Source organism: Pyxidicoccus fallax (assembly GCF_012933655.1).
Lineage (GTDB): Bacteria > Myxococcota > Myxococcia > Myxococcales > Myxococcaceae > Myxococcus > Myxococcus fallax.
This window is the reverse complement of record NZ_JABBJJ010000232.1, coordinates 1-20,253: the sequence shown is the minus strand read 5'-3', so window position 1 is coordinate 20,253 and position 20,253 is coordinate 1. Positions and strand designations below refer to the sequence as shown.

17 protein-coding genes are annotated in these 20,253 nt (G+C 71.7%); 11 read left to right on the top strand and 6 right to left on the bottom strand.

Going from position 1 to position 20,253, the window contains the following annotated elements:
- Positions 1 to 90: 90 nt before the first annotated feature.
- Complete coding sequence (gene hpf, locus HG543_RS36130) at positions 91 to 762, top strand: ribosome hibernation-promoting factor, HPF/YfiA family (protein WP_169349469.1); 672 nt, start codon at positions 91 to 93, stop codon at positions 760 to 762.
- A 100-nt stretch (positions 763 to 862) separates the two neighbouring features.
- Here the strand turns inward: hpf and HG543_RS36125 are convergent, their stop codons facing one another.
- Positions 863 to 1,495 (bottom strand): hypothetical protein, encoded by a 633-nt coding sequence (locus tag HG543_RS36125; protein WP_169349468.1) that lies wholly within the window; start codon positions 1,493 to 1,495, stop codon positions 863 to 865.
- A 238-nt stretch (positions 1,496 to 1,733) separates the two neighbouring features.
- Between HG543_RS36125 and HG543_RS36120 the strand changes: the two genes are divergently transcribed.
- On the top strand, positions 1,734 to 2,195 hold the full coding sequence (locus HG543_RS36120; protein WP_169349467.1) for a PTS sugar transporter subunit IIA: 462 nt from the start codon (positions 1,734 to 1,736) through the stop codon (positions 2,193 to 2,195).
- 25 nt (positions 2,196 to 2,220) lie between these two features.
- Positions 2,221 to 3,066 (top strand): hypothetical protein, encoded by an 846-nt coding sequence (locus tag HG543_RS36115; protein WP_169349466.1) that lies wholly within the window; start codon positions 2,221 to 2,223, stop codon positions 3,064 to 3,066.
- On the opposite strand, the gene dtd is transcribed toward HG543_RS36115, so the two are convergent.
- Genes dtd through HG543_RS36095 form a run of 4 tightly spaced genes read right to left on the bottom strand, consistent with a single transcriptional unit; the run spans position 3,067 to position 6,858 of the window.
- Positions 3,067 to 3,531: a D-aminoacyl-tRNA deacylase gene (gene dtd / locus HG543_RS36110; RefSeq protein WP_169349465.1), complete on the bottom strand. Its 465-nt coding sequence runs from the start codon at positions 3,529 to 3,531 to the stop codon at positions 3,067 to 3,069. It abuts the gene before it with no gap.
- Positions 3,532 to 3,566: 35 nt separating this feature from the next.
- The gene (locus HG543_RS36105; RefSeq protein WP_169349464.1) at positions 3,567 to 4,397 is read right to left on the bottom strand and encodes an ABC transporter permease subunit; all 831 of its coding nucleotides are present in this window, start codon (positions 4,395 to 4,397) and stop codon (positions 3,567 to 3,569) included.
- The gene (locus tag HG543_RS36100; RefSeq protein ID WP_169349463.1) at positions 4,394 to 5,308 is read right to left on the bottom strand and encodes an ABC transporter permease; all 915 of its coding nucleotides are present in this window, start codon (positions 5,306 to 5,308) and stop codon (positions 4,394 to 4,396) included. The genes HG543_RS36105 and HG543_RS36100 overlap by 4 nt, the downstream gene beginning before the upstream one ends.
- Entirely contained in the window at positions 5,305 to 6,858 is a 1,554-nt protein-coding gene (locus tag HG543_RS36095) for an ABC transporter substrate-binding protein (protein ID WP_343073522.1), read from the bottom strand. Before HG543_RS36095 ends, HG543_RS36100 begins: the two co-directional genes overlap by 4 nt.
- Before the next feature lie 323 nt (positions 6,859 to 7,181).
- Here HG543_RS36095 and dacB point away from each other — a divergent pair, with 323 nt between their 5' ends.
- Together dacB and HG543_RS36085 are read left to right on the top strand one after the other, a co-directional pair.
- Complete coding sequence (dacB, locus tag HG543_RS36090; protein WP_169349461.1) at positions 7,182 to 9,461, top strand: D-alanyl-D-alanine carboxypeptidase/D-alanyl-D-alanine endopeptidase; 2,280 nt, start codon at positions 7,182 to 7,184, stop codon at positions 9,459 to 9,461.
- A 452-nt stretch (positions 9,462 to 9,913) separates the two neighbouring features.
- Positions 9,914 to 10,426: a single-stranded DNA-binding protein gene (locus tag HG543_RS36085; RefSeq protein ID WP_169349460.1), complete on the top strand. Its 513-nt coding sequence runs from the start codon at positions 9,914 to 9,916 to the stop codon at positions 10,424 to 10,426.
- Positions 10,427 to 10,876: 450 nt separating this feature from the next.
- On the opposite strand, the gene HG543_RS36080 is transcribed toward HG543_RS36085, so the two are convergent.
- On the bottom strand, positions 10,877 to 11,557 hold the full coding sequence (locus HG543_RS36080) for a succinate dehydrogenase/fumarate reductase transmembrane subunit (protein WP_169349459.1): 681 nt from the start codon (positions 11,555 to 11,557) through the stop codon (positions 10,877 to 10,879).
- Between the two features lie 257 nt (positions 11,558 to 11,814).
- Between HG543_RS36080 and hslO the strand changes: the two genes are divergently transcribed.
- The 6 genes from hslO to HG543_RS36050 all read left to right on the top strand — a co-directional run.
- Positions 11,815 to 12,705, top strand: coding sequence for an Hsp33 family molecular chaperone HslO (gene hslO, locus HG543_RS36075; protein WP_169349470.1), 891 nt, complete (start codon positions 11,815 to 11,817; stop codon positions 12,703 to 12,705).
- 34 nt (positions 12,706 to 12,739) lie between these two features.
- Positions 12,740 to 13,771 (top strand): Leu/Phe/Val dehydrogenase, encoded by a 1,032-nt coding sequence (locus tag HG543_RS36070; RefSeq protein ID WP_169349458.1) that lies wholly within the window; start codon positions 12,740 to 12,742, stop codon positions 13,769 to 13,771.
- Between the two features lie 123 nt (positions 13,772 to 13,894).
- The gene (locus tag HG543_RS36065) at positions 13,895 to 14,620 is read left to right on the top strand and encodes a phosphoribosyltransferase family protein (protein WP_169349457.1); all 726 of its coding nucleotides are present in this window, start codon (positions 13,895 to 13,897) and stop codon (positions 14,618 to 14,620) included.
- A gap of 19 nt (positions 14,621 to 14,639) precedes the next feature.
- Positions 14,640 to 16,556, top strand: a complete 1,917-nt coding sequence (gene selB / locus HG543_RS36060) for a selenocysteine-specific translation elongation factor (RefSeq protein ID WP_169349456.1) — start codon at positions 14,640 to 14,642, stop codon at positions 16,554 to 16,556.
- Positions 16,553 to 19,069 (top strand): ATP-binding protein, encoded by a 2,517-nt coding sequence (locus tag HG543_RS36055; RefSeq protein WP_169349455.1) that lies wholly within the window; start codon positions 16,553 to 16,555, stop codon positions 19,067 to 19,069. The genes selB and HG543_RS36055 overlap by 4 nt, the downstream gene beginning before the upstream one ends.
- The coding region (locus tag HG543_RS36050) for a sigma-54-dependent transcriptional regulator (RefSeq protein ID WP_169349454.1) at positions 19,066 to 20,253 on the top strand (1,188 nt) is incomplete at its 3' end. The genes HG543_RS36055 and HG543_RS36050, both read left to right, overlap by 4 nt.

Below are 20,253 nucleotides of genomic sequence, written 5' to 3'. Positions count from 1 at the left end.
GAGCAAACCTGGGGGGTGGGTTGCTTTCCCGGGAGCAGCCGTTTCTGATCTGTCACGGAGCTCCCCTCTCTCCCTAGGAGGCAGCCACGCATGCAGTTCAACATCACCTTCCGGCAGTTCGGGGCGTCGGATTCCCTCAAGGAGTACGCACGCGAGAAGGTCGAACGGGTGAACCGGTTGCTGGACAGAGCCGGAGAAGCCCACGTGGTGCTGTACCTGGAGCGCCACCTCCACCATGCGGACATCACCATCCACTCCGGAGCCTGGGTGCTCCGCGGGCGGGAGAAGAGTGATGACATGTACGCCTCCATCGACCTGGCGATGGACAAAATCGAGCGCCAGCTGCGGCGCTACCGCGACAAGCTGAAGACGCACCACGGCCGTGAGCGCGTCCACCACCGGCAGGACCTGGTGAATCAGCTGAAGGTCCGCCACGCGGTGTTCGAGATGCAGGACGCGGAGGAGCTGGCCACCCTCGCCGCCGGAGAGCCCCCCGCTCTGGCCGCGGTGCCCGAGCCGAAGCCCGCCGCGGCGCCCACTCCGGTGCCCCCCTCCGCCCGCGTGGTGCGCGCCACCCACCTCACCATCAAGCCCCTGTCGGTGGATGAGGCGGTGATGCAGATGAACCTGATGAACAACGACTTCTACGTCTTCCACAACGTGGCGTCGGACGCGCTGTGCATCGTGTACCGGCGCAAGGATGGCCAGTACGGCCTCATCGAGCCGCACCCGCCGGCCACGGCGGCCGCCACCGGCACCTGAGGCTCGCGCCTCGGCGAAAAAAACGCGCTCCGTCCCCCCCTCGAAGGACGGAGCGCGCCGGCCCTGGCCCGGTGTGTGGCCAGGGCATTGCCTGGAAGGCTCACATGCTGTCGCGCCGGCAGTGGGTCTTCGGGAGGACGCGCTCGGTGCCCCCCTTGGGCTTGTAGCGGGCCTGGGGCGCATCATCCGTGGCGCCGGTGTTGACGAGCACCAGCGCCATCAGCGCGGCCCGCTCGCCCACCGGCCGGGTCGCGAGCGCCTGGGGGAAGGAGACCTCGATGTCCCGCTCCAGCTGGGTGCCGCAGTCGCGCATGCCCCGGAGGGTGTCCCCGTCCCGCTTGAGGGCGTAGGCGCACAGGCCCACCCGGCCGTGCAGCCACGTGCCGTCCTCGGTGAGGTCCAGGGTGAGGCCGGCGAAGGTGCCCCAGACGCGGGTGTCGTCCCCTTCGGCCAGTTGCAGCCGCGTGACGAGCTGGCCCACCGAGCCGGTCATCTCCTGGTGGCTCCACTGGAGGGACACGGGGCGGGTGCGGAAGCGGCCGTGCAGGCCGTCCTCGACGAGGCGCAGCGAGGAGGTGGGGCCGGTGATGTCGGCGCCCTCCAGGCGCAGCGGCTCGAGGGCGGCGCTGCCCAGGGGCACGCCGCTGGAGGCGTCCCGGGCACCCGAGGTGGCGGCGCAGCCCGTGCCGAGCAGGGAAACGACGGTTGCCGTCGACAACAGCAGGCGTTTCATGGCGGTCCTCCGGGGTCCGCTGTTCCGTGGCGGACTCGCAGGGGGAAACGCCAGCCCGTGAAGCGCATATCGCCCCGGGGTATGGGAGGGCGACGTGAGTGGCGTGTGGCGCCCCCGTCCCTCCTTCGCCATGATGCGCAGTGAGCGCAGCGGAGGCCGGGACGGCAGGCCACCCTTGCGCTAAACGAGGGTGAGGAGTAATTGCCGCCTTCTCAGGAGCGCCAGCGCGGGAGCGTCAGTGAGAATCGCCGAGTTCCTCAGCCCCCAAGCCGTGATCGCCGACATGCAGTCGCGGACGAAACCGGAGGTGTTGCGCGAGCTGAGCGCCACCCTGGTGCGCGCCCACCCGCTGCTGCCGGCGGACCGGCTGGTGGAGGTGCTCCGCGAGCGCGAGAAGCTGGGCAGCACCGGCATCGGCGAGGGCGTGGCCATTCCGCACGGCAAGCTGCCGGGCATGGCGCAGCTCCAGGCCGCCTTCGGCGTGTCCCGCGCGGGGGTCGACTTCGAGGCCATCGACGGCAAGCCCACCCACCTGTTCTTCGCGCTGGTGGCGCCGGAGAACAGCGCCGGGGTGCACCTGAAGGCCCTGGCCCGCATCTCGCGCCTGTTCAAGAATCCCCGCTTCCGGACGGCCATCCTCGAGGCGCCCACGGCCGCGGACATCCACGCCCTCATCATCCAGGAAGACGCGCGGCCCTGAAGGCCGGCTCCGGGGGGAGCCCACGATGGATGTCGTCCTGAGGCCCATCAACGACCGGTTCTTCCACGAGCAGGTCCTGCCCTTCCTCACCCGCGCCATGGCGGACGCCTCGGGCGCGCTGGAGTCCCTGCTCGGAGAGCTGGGGGACGGTCAGGCGCGCATGCTGTGTGAGCGCCTGCTGTCCACGGCGGTGCCCGGGGGCCTGGGCTCGGTGGACGCGGAGCCGTGGGCGGAGCTGGTGGACCGGCTCGTCTTCCTCCCGTGGCACGAGGGCCCCGCGGGCTGGGACGTGGCGGAGCTGCAGGCGGGCTACGCGGAGGGGTGGGACGAGGCGCTGCACCTGGCCCTCATGGTGGAGCAGCCGAGCTACCCGTACTGGGACGCGCGCGCGGCGCGCGAGGTGCGGGACGGCTTCCGCTTCCGGCCCCTGGCGGACATGGGGCTGGCGTCGATGCTGGCGGGCCAGTGGGAGCCCTTCCCGGAGTTCCCCCCGGACCGCGTCTTCAGCACGCAGGGGCGCGGCGAGTACTTCGCCCACGAGCGCTTCGCCTTCGCGGACTGGACGTGGCGCCCGGCGCGGATGGTGGCGCACTGGCAGGTGAACCTGCCGCGCAAGCTGGAGCGGCTGTTGGCGCGCGAGCAGGAGCGGATGAAGCTGCCGTCCTTGCCGGAGAAGGACGAGGTGCTGGGCTACTGGCTGGGGAAGCTGGCCCAGCCGCCGCCGCTGACGGTGGCCTTCTCGGGCCTGGGGCCGCGCGCGGCCCACTGGATTCGGGAATTGGGTGCGCTCACGTCGCACGTGCGCCACGCCGCGCTGTCGAAGCAGGGGCTGGCGGCGCTGGTGACGAAGGGCTCCGGCATCCGCGTGTAGCTACTGGGGCTTCGGCGCGGCGGGGCCGGGGCTCTCCAGGAGGATGGTGACGGGCCCGTCGTTGACGAGCGCCACCTTCATGTCGGCGGCGAAGATGCCGGTGCCCACGGTGAGGCCGCGCTGGCGGAGCAATTCGCAGGCGCGCTCGTAGAGGGCCTTGGCGCCGGTGGGCTCCATGGCGTCGATGAAGCTGGGCCGCCGGCCCTTCTGCGCGTTGCCGTAGAGGGTGAACTGGCTGACGACGATGAGCTGCTTGGAGGTGTCCTCGAGGGAGAGGTTCATCTTCCCGGCGGCGTCCTCGAAGATGCGCAGGGTGGCGAGCTTCTCCACCATCCACGTCACGTCCGCTTCGGTGTCGCCCTTGCCCACGCCCAGGAGCACCAGCAGCCCCGGGCCGATTTCGCTCACCCGCTGACCCTCCACCGTCACCGACGCCTCCAGCACCCGCTGCACCACGGCTCGCATCGACGTTGTCCTCCGGCTGTGTGGGGGCTTGTTCGTTACCGCTCCAGGTGTCTCGGGTCCAGCGCATCCCTCAGCGCGTCCCCGAGGAGGTTGAAGCCCAGGACGGTGAGGACCAGGGCCACGCCGGGGAAGAGGGCCACGTGGGGGGCGACGAGGAGGTACTGCGTGCCCTGGTCCACCAGCGCGCCCCAGGAAGGCGTGCCAGGGGGGACGCCCAGGCCGAGGAAGCTCAGCGAGGCCTCGGCGAGGATGGCGCCCGGCAGCGCGAAGGTGGCCTGCACGAGCAGCGGCCCCGAGGCGTTGGGCAGCACGTGGCGGAAGAGGATGCGCCCGGGGCCCGCGCCCAGGGCGCGCGCGGCCTGCACGTACTCGCGCTCGCGAAGGGTGAGCACCTGCCCGCGCGCCAGCCGCGCGTAGCCCGTCCAGCCGGTGAAGGAGAGGGCGAAGACGACGTTGGCGAGGCTGGGGCCCAGCACGGCGGTGATGAACAGCGCCAGCAGCATGCCCGGGAAGGCGAGCAGCACGTCCACGCCGCGCATCACCACCTCGTCCACCCAGCCGCCCGCGTAGCCCGCCACGCTTCCCAGCGTCACGCCGATGAGCCCCGACAGCGCCACCGCGAAGACGGAGACGAGGAGCGACACGCGCGCGCCGTAGAGGACATGGGTGAGGATGTCGATGCCATTCTCCCCCGCGCCCAGCACGTGCCCGGAGCCGGGAGCGGCCAGCTCGGAGGGCAGGTCCACCGCGTCCGGTGCGTACGGCGCGAGCACCGGGGCCAGGAGCGCGGTGAGCACCCAGAGCGTGGCAACGGCCAGCCCGAAGCGCCCTCCCCAGGAGGAGAGCCGGAAGCGGCGCGGGCTCACGAGCGCCTCCGCACGCGCGGGTCCGCCAACGCATAGGCCGCGTCGGTGAGCGTATTCACGACCACGTAGCAGAACGTGAAGACGAGCACCGTCGCGCGCACGGTGTTGTAGTCCCGCTTTTCAATCGCGGTGAGCAGCAGCGTGCCCATGCCCGGCCAGGAGAACACCTTCTCCGTGACGATGGCGCCGCCCAGCAGCGTGCCGAACTCCAGTCCCAGCACCGTGAGCAGCGGCAGCAGCGCATTGCGGAACGCGTGCTTCCACAGCACCGCGCGAGGGGACAGACCCTTGGCGCGGGCCACGGTGACGTAGTCCTCGCGCAGCGACTCCAGCATGGACGCGCGCGTCATCCGCGCCAGGAAGGCCGCGAGCGCCAAACCCAGCGTCAGCGAGGGAAGTACCCCGTGCCGCCACGACTCCGCGCCGGACACCGGCAGCCAGTCCAGCTTCAGCGAGAAGACGATGATGAGCATCGGCCCCAGCCAGAAGCGAGGCAGCGCCACGCCCGCCACGGACGCGCTCATGGCCGCCGCGTCCACCACCGTGCCCCGCCGCGCCGCCGCCGCCACGCCCAGTGGGAGCGCCAGCGCCAGCGCCACCAGCATGGACGCCACCGTCAGCGCCAGCGTGTACGGCAGCGCCGCGCCGATGGCGGGTAGCACCTTGCGCTGGAAGGGCGGCAGCGACGTGCGCAGTTCCCCGGTGACGAGCTGCCGCGTGAAGACGCCGAGTTCCTCGTACCACGGCAAATCCAACCCCACGGCCCTGCGCAGCGCCGCGCGGTCCACCTCCGTGGCCTGCTCGCCCAGCATGACGTCCACCGGGTCTCCCGGCACGAGGCGGAGGAACAGCGACACGAGCAGCAGCGCGCCCACCAGCGCCACCGCCGACGACGCGAGGCGCCGCTTCATGGCGCGCTCTCCGGGGCGAGCCGCGCGCGGGCCAGCGGAGTGAGCAGGCCGTGGGCACTCGGCTCGAAACCCTCCAGGCGCGTGGACACCACCGCCACGCTGTCCTCGTGCCACAGCGGAAGTACGGGCGTCAGCTCGGACAGCCACGCCTGCGCCTCGCCATAGCGGCGCCTTCGCTCCTCGCGCGGGAGGCGGGCCGCCTCCTCCAGGAGCGCGTCCAGCACCGTGTCCCGCAGGGCGCCCCGGTTGAAGCCACCCCAGTGGTTCTCCGGCCCGGGCACGTTGGCGGAGTGGAACGCGCCGCGCAGCAGGTCCGGCTCCATGACGGAGGCGAACTTGAGGGTGAACATCTCGAAGCGGCCCCGGCGCACGTCCTCGAAGAAGGTGCCGAACTCCAGCGAGCGCACCTCCACGCGCACGCCGCCCCGGGAGAACTGCTCCTTCAGCACCAGCCCCACCGAGCGGCGCAGCCGGTCCGTGCTCGTCTTCAGGGACAGCGTCAGCCGGGGCTCGCCGCCGGGCCCGTCCGGGTCGGGGTAGCCCGCCGCGTCCAGCAGGCGCGCGGCCTCGTCCGGCGCGTACTGGCATTCCGGCAGGGGTATCCAGGCCCAGTGCGCGCGCGGCAGCATCCCTCCGGCCGGTCGCGCCAGCCCGTGCAGCTTGTGCTCCACCACCGGCTTCACGTCCACCAGGTGGCACAGCGCCTTGCGCACGCGCGCGTCCGCCAGCGGGCCCTCGCGCAGGTTGAGGCCCACGTACGTGAAGCCCGTCCCGGGACGCGACAGCACGCGCAGGTGGGGCTCGCGCCGCAGCACCGGCAGCACCGCCGGAGACAGCACGTTGACGGCCAGGTCCGCGCGTCCCTTGAGCAACTCCAGCACGCGCGTCGTCTCGTCGCGCACCACGCGGAAGCGCAGCCGGGGCAGGGCGGGCGCCCCCGCGTACCAGCCCGGGAAGGGCACCAGCGTCAGGTGCTCCTCGTCCGGCTGGGACTCGAAGCGGAAGGGCCCGGCGCCCACGGGGTGCTCGCCCTGGGCCGTGACGCCCTCGGGGCCCGCCCGCTCGGCGGGGAGGATTCCGGCGGACAGCTCCGCCACGAGCGGCGCGTAGGGGTGCTTCAGGTGGAAGCGCACGGTGCGCGCGTCCACCACCTCCACCCGCTCCAGCGCCGCGTACCGCTCCACCCGGGGGCTGCGCACCCGTGCGTCCCGCATCCCGTCGTAGGTGGCCTTCACGTCCTCCGCCGTCAGCGCGGTGCCATCATGGAAGGTGAGCCCCGGCCGAAGCGTGAACTCCATGACGGTGGGGGACACGTCGCGGAAGGACTCGGCCAGCACCGGCACCGGCTGGCTCGTGTCGTCGAAGGCCAGCAGCCCCGGGGTGATGAGCGCCGCCAGCCGCTGACCGTTGGCCGTCAAGGCGAAGCGGTCATCCAGGCTGTCCGGTGGCGCTTCCAGCAGCACGGTGATGCCGTCCGCCGGCGGCTCCGCCTTGCAGCCCGTGAGCCCGAGCACTCCGGACACACCGAGCAACCCGAGGATGCTGGACACGCCAATCGTCCAGAGCCAACGGAGTCTTCGGAGCACACCGGGTGCGGCAGGGGGCTTCATGAGGGCCCGGGTGGGAGGAGGGGGCAGCCTTCGCAACGGTTCCGCGACCCGGTGACAGGTGAAATGTCAGGGGGCGTGGGGATTCTACGCCCGTGAAGTGCCGGACTCTGAGAAGGAAGCAGTGAAAAGAAGTCCACATGCCGGGCATCCGCTTGCCGCCTGGTGGAAGAGCGAGCGCCCAGACGTGGACTCCCGCTACCTCTCTCCCTTGCTCCCCTTTCACGCCCTTCCCCATAATGGCGTCCGTCTTCCCTGGAGAGAGTGTGCAGGTCCATCGAGCCAGCCCCTTCTTGGCCGCAGCGGCCATCATTTTCCTGACACTCCCGAGCGTCGCGCTGTCGGCGCCTCCCACCGCCGCGGAGAAGCGCGCGGACCGCGAGGCGCTGAAGGCGGCCTTGATGGAGGTGCTCCAGCGCACCGCCCTGAAGTCCAGCCGCGTGGGCGTGCACATGCAGAGCCTCGACGACGGCACCGTGGTGTTCAGCCACAACGCCGACGAGCTGCTCAACCCCGCCTCCAACGTGAAGCTGGTGACGTCGGCGGCGGCGCTCGCGTCCCTTGGGCCCGAGTTCCGCTACGACACCGAGTTCCTCGTGGAGCCGGACCTGCCGACGGACGGCAAGGTCAAGACGCTCTACGTGCGCGGCAAGGGCGACCCGTCCATCACCACCGAGCGCCTGTGGGGCATCGTCGCCGAGCTGTGGCACACCGGCGTGCGCGAGGTCGGTGACATCGTCGTCGACGACTCGTGGTTCGACGCCGAGCGCACGCCGCCCGGCTATGACCAGGAGGACTCGGACCGCGCGTACATGGCGCCCACCGGCGCGCTGAGCCTCAACTGGAACGCGGTGGCCATCTACCTGCGCCCCGGCAGCGGTTCCGGCGCCAAGGCCGTGGTGGAGATGGAGCCGCCCAGCGACTACTTCATCGTGGAGAACCAGCTGTCCACCGGCTCGCGCCGTGCGCGCCGCATCTCCGTCACCTCGGACCCGGCCGGTCCGCAGCAGAAGATCATCGTCCGCGGCCAGATTCCCGAGGAGCGCGGCGGCGCCGTCAGCGTCTGGAAGAAGATCGACAACCCGCCCATGTACTTCGGCCAGACGCTCAAGCAGATGCTGAGCACCCGCGGCATGAAGGTGAAGGGCAAGGTGAAGGCCGGCGTGACGCCCTCCAAGGCGAAGATGCTGTACGTGTCGCAGTCGGAGACGTTCGACGTCATCCTCAAGCGCCTCAACAAGCTCTCCAGCAACTTCGTCGCCGAGCAGCTCCTCAAGACGATGGGCGCCGAGCGGCGCGGCGCGCCGGGCACCTTCGTCAAGGGCGTGGAGGTGGTGGAGCAGTTCCTCGAGCGCGACGTGGGCATCCCGCGTGGCACCTACGTGATGAAGAACGGCAGCGGCCTCAACGACGCCAACCGCTTCTCCGCCGCGCAGGTCAACCGGCTCCTGCGCTACATGTACGACCGCTTCCCGTTCGCCCCCGAGTACCTCTCGTCGGTGCCCATCGCGGGCAAGGACGGCACGCTGAAGTACCGCTTCGAGGGCAGCGAGGCCGTGGGCCGGCTGCGCGCCAAGACGGGCACGCTGGAGAGCGTCTCCGCGCTGAGCGGCTACGTGACGAGCGCGGGCGGTGAGCGCTTCTCCTTCTCCATGATGGCCAACGACTTCGCGGGCCGCGCCGGCCCCATCGTCGCCGGCCTGGACGCGCTGGGCGCGGCGGTGGCCGCCACCGGCTCCAGCCTGGGGCCCTCCAACGCGGTGGCCGCGCTGGCCGACAACGGCCGCGCCCCGGGCGCCATCAACGACGTGGCCGCCCGCATCAAGACGTACCTGGACCTGGGCAAGCAGCGCGACCAGCGCAACATCGGCTTCCTGCGCACGGCGTGGCGCAGCGAGAGGGACCCGGCGGTGCGCGCGGTGCTGGCGGAGAGCCTCTACCAGTCCAACCCGCATGACTACCTGGGCGCGCGCACGCTGCTGGACAGCTACTCCGCCACCGGCGAGGTGTACGGCCGCCTGAAGGAAGTGGCGCGCGTGCTGTCGGTGGAGGTGCCGGGCGTCAGCAGCATGGTGGAGCTGGCCGCGGGCGGCAACGCCGAGGCCCTGGCCCGCGTGCTGGAGCTGGCGGGAGCCACCGGGACCGACGCGCAGTCCCAGCAGGAGATGTCGGAGGCGCTGGGCGAGGTGGCCCGCACCGCTCCCGAGGAGCTGGTGGTGGCCCTGCGCGCCGCCGACGCCGGGGACCGCGAGGCGTCCACCACGCTGCTGGCCCGCGCGCTGGTGCAGGCGGGGCAGGCGGACCATCCGTTCTGGAAGTCCCTGCGCCGCATGCTGGGCGCCACGGACCCGCAGCTCGCCAGCTTCGCCAAGGGGCTGGACTCCACGCTGTCGCAAAAGGTGGCCGAGGCCAAGGCCCCGCCCCGCTCGCCGGACGGGCTCGTTCCGGTGCAGGTGGTGGCCCCGGCCGGCAACGCGCCGGTCGTCCCCGCCCGCACCGGCAACCCTCCCGAGGCGCGCACCGCCGAGACGCGCCCGGGCGGGTGATGCCGGCTTCCTGACGTCTCCGTCCCGAGGCGCGCACCACCGCGTCCGGGACGGGCAGCACCGCCTTCCCACCCCGACGACCCGCTCCGAGGCATGCGCCCGGGCGGGTCGTCCTGCTTTCAGCGGGTGCCCGCGCCCGTTCCGGGACACACGCCGCGGGATGTGTGTGGGCGGGTCGTCCTGCTTCCAGCGGGTACCCCCGCCGGTCCGGTGCGCTCGCCGCCGCGGTGTGCCCGGTCAGGTCGTCCCGCCTCCCTCACGTTCAGCGACTCCGGGCGGAGTCCTCCCTCGCTCGGAGAGCGGCCTGGCGAGCAAGCCGGCTGGACTATTTCTGGCGCTCGACCGGATGTCGGTGTGCACTGCTATAGGTGAAGGCCAACCCGCCAGGACCGTTCCTGGCGGGGTGCAACCGCCCCGTGGTGGGGCGGTTCTCGTGTGAAAGGAACGCAGTCATGGCTGGAGGCGTGAACAAGGTCATTCTCATCGGCAACCTGGGCGCGGACCCCGAAGTCCGGTTCACCCCGGGTGGGCAGGCGGTCGCCAACTTCCGCATCGCCACCAGCGACAGCTGGACCGACAAGAATGGCCAGAAGCAGGAGCGGACCGAGTGGCACCGCATCGTCGTCTGGGGAAAGCTCGCGGAGCTCTGCGGCGAGTACCTGAAGAAGGGACGGCAGTGCTACATCGAGGGCCGCCTGCAGACGCGCGAGTGGACGGACAAGGAGAACCGGAAGAACTACACCACGGAGGTGGTCGCCAACTCGGTGACGTTCCTCGGTGGGCGCGACGCCGGTGAGGGCATGAGCGGCGGCGGCGGCGGTGGCGGACGCCGGCAGTTCAACTCGCAGCGTGGCAATGGCAGCGGCAACGGCATGGACACCGACTACGGCCAGCCGCCTCCCATGGATGACAGCGGCATGGGCGGGGGCCCCGGCGGCGGCGGCGACGACGACATCCCGTTCTAAGCCAGCCGAAGGAAGTTTTGTCAGGGGCAACCACCGCCGAGGCCGGTAAATCGAGCTCCGGTGCCGCTACCCCCTGAACGGAATTAGTCGGGATGGCTTAGCACCCGGTGACGGCGCCCCTGGCGCTCCCCGCGAAATGAAACCGGCCGCTCCCGGATGCACTTGGGGGCGGCCGGTTCGCTTTGGGGGGCTCCCCCACGTGGCGGCGCCACTCCCGGCACGTCCCGGGTTGGCCGGCTCTCGTTCCAGTCCCCACCCTCGCGAGGACGAGGGCCCGAGCGCGGGCGCGAGCTGCTCCGGCAGCGCCGCCGGAAGGTCCCGGGCCAACAGGCTTCTTTCTTGGCAGGGTCCGCCCCCGGAAACGACACCGGCCGCTCCAGGGAAATCCCCGGGCGGCCGGTGGGCTGCTTCAGCGCTGGACGGCGGCGCCCGGGCGGACCGGGCCTCGCGTCACGGAGGGGAGGCGCCCGTGGGGCTGAAGGCGGCGCCCGCGTTGTACAGCGCGTAGATGACCGCCCAGCTCATCGCCGTCAGGAGGAGGAACAGGCCGATGACGACAGGCTCGAAGCGGCGCATGGAGCGCTCGCTGGCGAGGATGCCCCAGTACATGGCGAAGCCCTGGAGGCCGTTGGCCAGGTGGTACGCGGTGCCCAGCGTGCCCAGCAGGTAGACGATGAGCGTGGGCATGTGGTGGTGCATCTCCCGGGCGATGTCGGAGAACGGCTCCGGGTGCCCCTCGACGAGGCGCGGGTGCAGGAAGGCCAGCCAGATGTGGGCGCCCAGGAAGAAGAGCACGCCCACCGCGCTCAGGCGCTGAACGATGTACTTGAGGTTGCCGTAGTTGTTGTACCGGCCGTTGTTCGGCTTGAAGCTGAACAGCCGGAGCAGGCCCCAGCCGGTGTGAATCAGCAGGGGCAGGATGACGATGATGAAGGTGAAGGCCTGGGCGAACGGGTTGGAGTAGCTCGTCACCGAGGCCTCCCACGCCGCCGCTCCGTTGAACGCGGAGAGGTTGTCCCAGATGTGGTTGATGACCCAGATGGACAGGGGCACCACCGCCAGGAACGAGCCCAGGCGGGACTTGAGGAGCGGAGTCTTCGTCGGAACGGCTACGGCGGCTTGGCTGCTCATCGGTTCTCCAACGACGGCGCGCGGGCGGTTACCGCGTCCAAGGCAAGGTCGGGTGACAGTCGGACGGCGGTTTATAGCCGTTCCGGCCGGCAGGCTGGATTTCTTCCGCACTCCCGAAGCCAGCCGTCCCACACGGAGGCATAAGGCTGACCTTATGCGTCACCCCGGGATGGCTGCTGCCCCCCTGGCGGGCGGAGGGGCCCCCGCCTTCTGTCGTTGGCGGGCAATGCCGGCTGGTGCACGCTAATCGCTTGCCTATGTCCGATGAGCTCGTCAGTGGATTGCTGAAGAATTCCGACCTGCGGGTGGTGCTGGCCCTCACCACCGACCTGTCCCGTCAGGCCCGCGCCACCCATGGCACCGCCCCCGCCGCCGCGGCGCTCCTGTCCCAGGCCCTCACGGTCGCCTCCCTCATGGGCGCCCTCCAGAAGCATGACGCGCGCATCAACCTCCAGGTGGAGTGCGATGGCCCCCTGCGCGGCCTCTTCGTGGATGGCGATGCCTCCGGCCTCGTCCGCGGGTACGTGAAGAACCTGCACGTGGAGTACGTGGGCGGCGAGGGCCAGTACCACTGGCGCCCCGTGCTGGGGAACAAGGGCTTCCTGTCCGTGCTGCGCGATTTGGGCGGGGGCGAGTACTACCGCTCCGCGGTGGAGCTGGTGCACTTCGACCTGGCGGCCGACATGGAGCGCTACCTCCACCAGTCGGACCAGGTGCCCTCGCACCTCTTGCTGGCCCAGCTTCCCACCGGCGGCAACGGCAGCGCGGACGCGCTGGGCATCGTCGCGGGCCTCCTCGTCCAGCCGCTGCCCAACGCGGACATGGACGCCTTCAAGTCGCTCGGCGTCCGGCTGCGTCGTGACTTCGAGTCCGTGCTCAAGGCCCAGTCGTCCGGCGGCGCCACCGCGGTGCTGCGCGCGCTCGTGCCCGAGCCGGACTTCGAGGTGATGTCGCGCTATCCGCTGCGCTTCGGCTGTTCGTGCAGCAAGGACCGCGTGAAGCGCGCGCTCCTGGCCATGGGCCGCGAGGAGCTGACGGACCTGCTGGAGAAGGAAGGGCAGGCGGAAGCCACATGCCAGTTCTGCACGACGCGATACGTCATTCCAGGAGAGGAAATTCGGGAGATGTTGAAGGCCGGCGCGATTTGACTTGCGCGGGTCTCCCCGGTACTTGCCGCGCGCCATGAGTTACTTCACCCAATTGCTCGAGGGCGGCTACGAGGCCGTCCACCTCCTCAGTGATTCCAAGACGGGCCTTCGGGCCATCGTCGGCATGCACAACACGCGGCTGGGGCCCGGCCTGGGCGGCACCCGCGCGCTGTCGACGTACACCAGCGAGGAGGAGGCGGTCGCGGACGCGCTGCGGCTGGCGCGCGGCATGACGTACAAGGCGGCGCTCGCGGGGCTGCCCCACGGCGGCGGCAAGGCCGTCATCATGCTGCCGCGCGGCAACTTCGACCGGGCGAAGCTCTTCGAGTCCTTCGGCCGCGCGGTGGAGTCGCTCGGTGGCCGCTACATCACCACCGAGGACAGCGGCACCAGCCCGGACGACATGGAGCACGTGCGCAAGCACACGAAGTACGTCGTGGGCCTGAAGGAGCGCAGCGGGGACCCGTCGCCGGTGACGGCGTACGGCGTGGCGCGCGCCATGGAGGCCACGGCCAAGCACCTGTTCGGCCGCCCGGACCTCAAGGGCCTGCGCGTCACCGTGCTGGGCGTGGGCCACGTGGGCATGTACCTCGTGAAGGAGCTGCACCAGCGCGGCGCGAAGGTGTGGGTGAGCGACATCAACGCCGCCAGCGTGGAGCACGCCGTGAAGCAGTACGGCGCCACCGCGGTGAGCGCCGACGAGCTGCACAACATGGAGGCGGACATCTACGCCCCCTGCGCGCTGGGCGGCGCCATCAACGACACCACGCTGCCCATGCTCCGGGTGAAGGCGGTGTGTGGCGCGGCCAACAACCAGCTGCTCACCATGCGTCACGGCGAGCAGCTGGCGAAGAACGGCATCCTCTACGTGCCGGACTACGCGGCCAACGCCGGCGGCCTCATCAACGTGGCCCAGGAGTGGGCGGGGTATGACCGGGAGAAGGCCTACGCCCGCGCCGCGCTCATCTTCGACACCATCGACCAGGTGCTGACGCGGGCGAAGGAGTCCGGCCTGCGCCCCGAGCAGGTGGCCGACCGCATGGTCGAGGAGAAGCTGTCCGCCTGAGTGTTTCAGGATGTATCGCCCCCTTCTTCTGGACACTGAAGAGGGGGTGGTGGAGCGGCTGGTTGTGGCCAGGGAGCGTGCCTCGGGGTATGACGGGGCCGCACCCCATCCGGAGTCACCGCCGTGGCCATCAAGCGGGCATCGCCCGGGCTCAAGGCCCAGGGCAAGCGCAAGCCCACCGCGAAGTCCTCTCCGAAGAAGTCGTCCAACAGCTCCGCCACCGCGCCGAAGCAGGCCCGGCGCGACGCGGAGAAACTCGTGTCCATCCCCGAGGACATGGTGCTGGCGCCGCAGGTCGAGGCGCCGCGCCAGCCCACCGGGAGGGACCAGTCCCGCGGCCGCTCCGCCGGCGTGCGTGAGCTGAGCTGGGCGGAGTTCGACCGCGCGGTTCAGGAGCTCGCGGGCGCCATCCGCGAGTCCTTCGCGCCGCAGGCGGTGGTGGGCGTGGCCCACGGCGGCGTCTTCGTGGGCGGCGCGCTGTCGTCGGCGCTCGGCTGCGAGTTCTTCCCCGTGCGCATCAGCCGCCGCAGCCGGGACACGGGCGGCGCCGCGCGCGCCTCGGGTGGGCCGAAGCTGTCCGGGGAGATGCCCCGCGAGCTGAAGGGCCGGCGCGTGCTGATTGTGGACGACGTGGCCTCCAGCGGTGACACGCTGGAGCTGGCCACGGCGCTGGCGCGCGAGGTGGGCGCGAAGAAGGTGGAGACGGCGTGTCTCGTGGCGCGGCCCGAGGGCTACACGCCGGACTACTGCGCGCTGGCCACCGCGTCGCTGGTGGTGTTCCCCTGGGACTACCAGCCCGCCACCGGCGACGCCCGCTTCGACGAGGACCCGGACAAGGCCGGGGCCTGACGCCCGACGTGGGGGTGAGATGATCATCGGGACGGCGGGGCACATCGACCACGGCAAGACGTCCCTGGTGAAGGCGCTCACCGGCATCGACACGGACCGGCTGAAGGAGGAGAAGCGCCGGGGCATCACCCTGGAGCTGGGCTTCGCGCACCTGACGCTGGATGACGGCACGATGGCCGGCGTGGTGGACGTGCCCGGCCACGAGCGCTTCGTGAAGGCCATGGCCGCGGGTGCCGGCGGCGTGGACCTGGCGGTGCTGGTGGTGGCCGCGGACGAGGGCGTCATGCCCCAGACGCGCGAGCACCTGGACATCTGCCGCCTCCTGGGCGTCAGGGCCGGCGTCATCGCCCTCACCAAGTCGGACCTGCTCGGCGAGCTGGGGCCGGAGTGGCGCGCGCTGGTGGAGGCGGACCTGACCGCGCTCGTCGCGGGCACCTTCCTGGAGGGGGCGCCCGTGGTGCCCTGCTCGTCGCGCACGGGCGAGGGCCTGGACGCGCTCAAGGCCGCGCTCACCCGCGCCGCGGCGGCGCTGCCGAGGCGCCCGGCCGAGGGGCCCACCTTCCTGCCGGTGGACCGCGTCTTCACCATCAAGGGCTTCGGCACGGTGGTGACGGGCACGCTGCTGTCGGGCGCGGTGGCGGTGGAGGACGCGGTGTCGCTGCTGCCGGGACAGGCCGGCCCCTTTCGCGTCCGCGGCGTGCAGGTGCACGGGCAGGCGGAGCCGAAGGTGGAGGCGGGCCAGCGCGCGGCGGTGAATGTCTCCGGCGTGGAGCCCGAGGCGCTGCACCGGGGCATGGTGCTGGTGCGCTCCGGGGAGCTGCCGGATACGCGCATGCTGGACGTGGAGCTGACGCTGTTGCCCGCGGCGGAGGCGCCGCTGCCGCGCCGCCGCAAGCTGCTGTTGCACCTGGGCACCGCGCAGGTGGAGGCCACGGTGGCGCTGCTGGACGTGGAGCGGCTGGAGCCCGGCGAGACGGCGCTCGCGCAGCTGCGGCTGGACGCCCCGGTGGGCGCGCTGGTGGGCCAGCGCTTCATCCTGCGCGGCTCGCGCGCGCTGCCCGGCCGCGGCGCCACGGTAGCCGGCGGGCGCATCCTCTCCATCACCCCGCCCCGGCGCCGCAGGGGAGGCGCCGAGGTGGTGGCGCCGCTTCTGGAGGCGGACCCGGCGGGGCAGGTGGCGTGGCTCTTGCGGCAGGCGGGCTATCGCGGGCTGACGCAGCAGGAGCTGTTCGGCCGCTCGGGGCTGGGGCCGCGGGTGCTGACGCGCACGCTGGAGTTGCTGGGCACGCGGGGTGGGGCGCTGCTGGTGGACCGGGAGCGGCGGCTGTACCTCTCCGGCGAAGTTTTCGAGGGACTGCGCGGGCGGGCGCTCGCCCTGCTGGCCGCGTTCCACGAGCGGGAGCCGCTCCGGGAGGGGCTGCCTCGCGAGGAGCTGCGGCAGCGGCTGTCCTCGGAGCTGGACGCGCGCATCTTTCAACGTGTGACGCAGGCGCTCGTGGACGCGGGGAAGGTGGAGCTGGACAAGGAGGTGGTGCGCCTCAAGGGGCGGGGCCGGACGCTGTCCCTGGGCGACGAGGCGGCCCGCGCGCGGTTGGCGGCGGAGCTGTCGGCGGCGGGGCTGGCGCCACCCACCCTCAACGAGCTGGCACAGAAGCTTCAACTGCCGGGGCCCCGGCTCCAGGAGTTGTTGAAGGTCATGGCCTTGGAGGGGACGGTGGTCCGCGTGAGTGAGGAACTGTGCTTCGATGCGGGGGCGCTCGCGACCCTGCGGGAGCGCCTGGTTGCCCACCTGCGGGAGAAGAAGGAGATTACCACCCAGGCCTTCAAGGAAATGGTCGGGCAGACGCGTAAGTTCGTCATCCCCCTGTCCGAATACTTCGACCGGGAGAAGGTGACGCTCCGGGTGGGCGAGAAGCGGGTACTGCGTCGCGGATGAGCACGAAGCGTTACAGCGAGGCCGACCTGCGGGCCCTCATCGAGCCCTACGGCAACCCCATGGTGGCGGTGGTCGAGGGACGGGTGTCCGCCGTCAACGAGGCCTACCTCGCCTTGATTGGCCTGCCGCGCGAGCGCGTGGAGGGCCGCTCCGTGCTGGACTTCGTGCAGCCCGAGGAGCGCAGCCGGTTGGCCGAGCGATACCGCCTGCTCGAGGCCGGCACGCCGCTGGATTCGCGCACGCAGGTCTACCAGGTGCCCTGCGCCGGGGGCGCCACGCGGGAGGTGGCCCTGTACGCCACGCGGCTCTCCCTGGAGGACGGCGCCGGGGCGCTCCTGCTCAACTGCCTGCCGCTGATGGACCGGCCCCCGGAGATGTCCGTGGCCGAGCGCCTGGTGGAGACGTCCGCGGGCCTCGTCACCGCGCACTCCGAGGACGCGGTACGGCGGGTCGCGCTGAAGGGGCTGGAGGCCGCGGGCTTCCGGGCCCGGCTGCTGCGCTGGGACGGAGAGCGGCTCTGTGCGCGCGACGGCGGGCCGCTGCCGGACGACGTGGCCCTGGGGCTGGAGTCCCTGTCGGACGGGCGCCCCGTCTTCGGCGGCGCGGACCAGGCGGCGCCCACGCACGTGTACCTGCCGGTGGGCGGCCCCCAGGCGGAGGTGCTGTGGGTGCAGGGGCCGTGGTTGGCTCCGCGCCATGGCTCGGCGCTGACGCTGTTCGCCAAGGTGGTGGGCGCGGCGCTGACGGATGCGCGCGTGCAGGCGGACGGTGCGCGCAGCCGCTGGGAGATGGAGGCCGTCGCCCAGGTGGCGCGCTTCGTCGCCCAGCCGGTGCCTCCCTCGCTGGAGGACTTCCTGTCGCGCGTCGCGGAGCTGCTGCAGGGCTCGGCCGCGGCGCTGCATGTGTCCGCCCAGCAGGGCGGGGCGCTGGGGCTGGTCACCCACGTGGGGCTGGCGGACGTGGTGCGTGACGGCGGGCACGCCGAGCGCCTCACCGGCCTGCTGGCGCGCGCGGTGGCCGAGTCGGGGGAGGGCGTGCTCTCCGACGAGGCCCAGGAGGCGGCGCTGAGCGAGCTGTCCAGCGGGAAGCTGGCCCGCGCGGCCATGGCCCCGCTGACCCGGGGAGGCACGGTGTGCGGCAGCCTCCAGGTGCTGCGGGGCCCGGGCCGGGCCTTCGACACGCGCGACGTGCGGCTCTTGGGCACGCTGGCGGAGCTGCTGGTGGCGCTGATGGAGCAGCGCCGGCTGCGCGCCGAGGCCTCGCGCCAGCTCGCCGAGACGCGCCTGCTGTTGGACCTGGCGCGCACCACGTCGGGCGTGCTGGAGACCTCCAGCATCCTCGACGTGGCGTCCGACTTCCTCGTCCACCTGCTGGACGTGTCCAACTGCTACATCATGCTGTACGACGAGGGGACGAAGCTGCTGCGCGGCGCCGCCGCCTCCGCCGCCCACCGCGACTTCTTCCGCACGGTGGTGCTGCCGCTGCACGGAGATGGCCTCGCCGCCCGCGTGGCCCGGGAGCGCCAGCCCATCGCCATCGAGGACGTGGGGGCCATCGCCGGGGGCTACGACACGGACCTCGTCCAGCGCTTCGGCGAGAAGGCGCTGCTGGCCCTGCCGCTCACCTCGCGCGAGGAGCTCATCGGCGTGGTGGTGGTGGACGACACCCGCAGGCCGCGCTCCTTCGGGCCGGAGCTGATTGAGCTGGCCGAGGCCACGTGCGGCCAGCTCGCGCTCTCCATCGCCAACGCGCGCCTGTACGAGTCGCTGTGGGCCAGTTACGCGGAGCTGGCCGCCACCCGCGCGGAGATGGTGAAGCGCGAGCGGCTGGCCGCTCTGGGCGAGCTGTCCGCGATTGTCGCCCACGAGGTGCGCAACCCCCTGGGCGTCATCTTCAACGCGGTGGCCTCGCTGCGCCGGCTGCTGGAGCCGGGCGGCGACGCGGCCATGCTGCTGGACATCCTCGGCGAGGAGAGCGACCGGCTCAACCGCATCGTCGGGGACCTGCTGGACTACACGCGTCCGAGAGATCCGGTGCTCCAGCACGAGGACCTGGGGCGCGTGCTCCAGGACTCGCTGGAGGCGGCACGCGCGCAGGGCGGCGGGGCGGACCGGCCCGTCGTCATCCGCTCGGACGTGGAGCCGGGCCTGCCGCCGGTGCCCATGGACCGGCGCCTCATCCGACAGGCGCTCGTCAACGTGGCGGTGAACGCCATCCAGTCCATGCCCCAGGGCGGCATGGTGCAGGTGCGGGCGCGCCGCGAGCAGCACGCGGGCAAGGAGCACCTGCGCATCGACGTGGCGGACCAGGGACCGGGCATCCCCGTGGAACTGCTCCACCGCGTCTTCGAGCCCTTCTTCACCACCAAGGCCCAGGGCACCGGACTGGGGCTGGCCGTCGTCAAGCGCATCCTCGAGGAGCATCGGGGAGAAATCGCCGTGGACAGCATCCCGGGCCGCGGCACCACCTTCACCTTCCGGCTGCCCCTGTCGCAGCCGCCCGCCTTCCCATGACCGACGCGCACACCCCACCTTCTCGTGGACGCATCCTCGTCGTGGACGACCAGCGCAACCTGCGCGCCACCACCGCGATGCTCCTGCGCGCGGAGCACTACACCGCCTTCGAGGCCGCCACGGGCGAGGAGGCCCTGGCCCAGCTCGCCGGCGGCAGCATCGACCTGCTCCTGACGGACTTGAAGATGGAGCCCATGGACGGGCTCACGCTGCTCAAGCGCGCGCTGGAGGTGGCCCCGCGGCTGCAAGTCATCATGATGACGGCCTTCGGCTCCATCGAGAGCGCGGTGGAGGCCATGCGCCTGGGCGCCTACGACTACGTCACCAAGCCCTTCAAGGAGGGCGAGCTGCGCTACCGCGTGGAGCGCGCCATGGAGCGCTCCCGCCTGCTGCGCGACGTGGACAACCTCGCCACCGACTTCAACCAGCGCCACGGCCTGTCCTCGCTGGTGGGCCGCAGCCCGGCCATGCGGGATTTGACCAGCCGCCTGATGCGCGTGGCCCAGAGCGACGCCACCGTCCTCATCCAGGGCGAGAGCGGCACCGGCAAGGAGCTGGTGGCGCGCGCGCTCCACGCGCACAGCCGCCGCAAGGTGCGCTCCTTCGTGCCCGTCAACTGCGCCGCCATCAGCGAGTCGCTGCTGGAGAGCGAGCTGTTCGGCCACGCCAAGGGCGCCTTCACCGGCGCGGTGAAGGCCCGCCGCGGCCTCTTCGAGGAGGCGGACGGCGGCACCCTCTTCATCGACGAGGTGACGGAGACCAGCCCCACCTTCCAGTCCAAGCTCCTGCGCGCCCTGCAGGAGGGCGAGGTGCGCCGCGTGGGCGAGTCCACCGCGCTGCGCGTGGACGTGCGCACCGTCGCCGCCACCAACCGCGACATCGAGATTGAGGTGCGCGAGAAGCGCTTCCGCCAGGACCTCTACTACCGCCTCAACGTGGTGACGCTGCGCGTGCCCCCGCTGCGCGAGCGCCTGGAGGACGTGCCCTCCCTCGCCGAGCACTTCCTGGAGCGCGCCAACGCCCGCAGCCCCAAGCCCAAGCGCCTGTCGGCCGCCGCCGTCTCGCACCTGATGGGCTACGACTTCCCCGGCAACGTGCGCGAGCTGGAGAACCTCGTAGAGCAGGCCGCCGCCCTCGCCGAGGGTGACGAGCTGCTCCCCGAGGACTTCCCCCTGCGCCAGCCC

Excerpts from the sequence above, each read along its gene's own strand:
- HG543_RS36055 (WP_169349455.1), top strand. The coding sequence starts at position 16,553 with ATGAGCACGAAGCGTTACAGCGAGGCCGACCTGCGGGCCCTCATCGAG.
- HG543_RS36100 (WP_169349463.1), bottom strand. The coding sequence starts at position 5,308 with ATGAAGCGGCGCCTCGCGTCGTCGGCGGTGGCGCTGGTGGGCGCGCTG.
- hslO (WP_169349470.1), top strand. The coding sequence starts at position 11,815 with ATGTCCGATGAGCTCGTCAGTGGATTGCTGAAGAATTCCGACCTGCGG.
- HG543_RS36115 (WP_169349466.1), top strand. The coding sequence starts at position 2,221 with ATGGATGTCGTCCTGAGGCCCATCAACGACCGGTTCTTCCACGAGCAG.
- HG543_RS36070 (WP_169349458.1), top strand. The coding sequence starts at position 12,740 with ATGAGTTACTTCACCCAATTGCTCGAGGGCGGCTACGAGGCCGTCCAC.
- HG543_RS36085 (WP_169349460.1), top strand. The coding sequence starts at position 9,914 with ATGGCTGGAGGCGTGAACAAGGTCATTCTCATCGGCAACCTGGGCGCG.
- dtd (WP_169349465.1), bottom strand. The coding sequence starts at position 3,531 with ATGCGAGCCGTGGTGCAGCGGGTGCTGGAGGCGTCGGTGACGGTGGAG.
- selB (WP_169349456.1), top strand. The coding sequence starts at position 14,640 with ATGATCATCGGGACGGCGGGGCACATCGACCACGGCAAGACGTCCCTG.
- hpf (WP_169349469.1), top strand. The coding sequence starts at position 91 with ATGCAGTTCAACATCACCTTCCGGCAGTTCGGGGCGTCGGATTCCCTC.
- HG543_RS36080 (WP_169349459.1), bottom strand. The coding sequence starts at position 11,557 with ATGAGCAGCCAAGCCGCCGTAGCCGTTCCGACGAAGACTCCGCTCCTC.
- HG543_RS36125 (WP_169349468.1), bottom strand. The coding sequence starts at position 1,495 with ATGAAACGCCTGCTGTTGTCGACGGCAACCGTCGTTTCCCTGCTCGGC.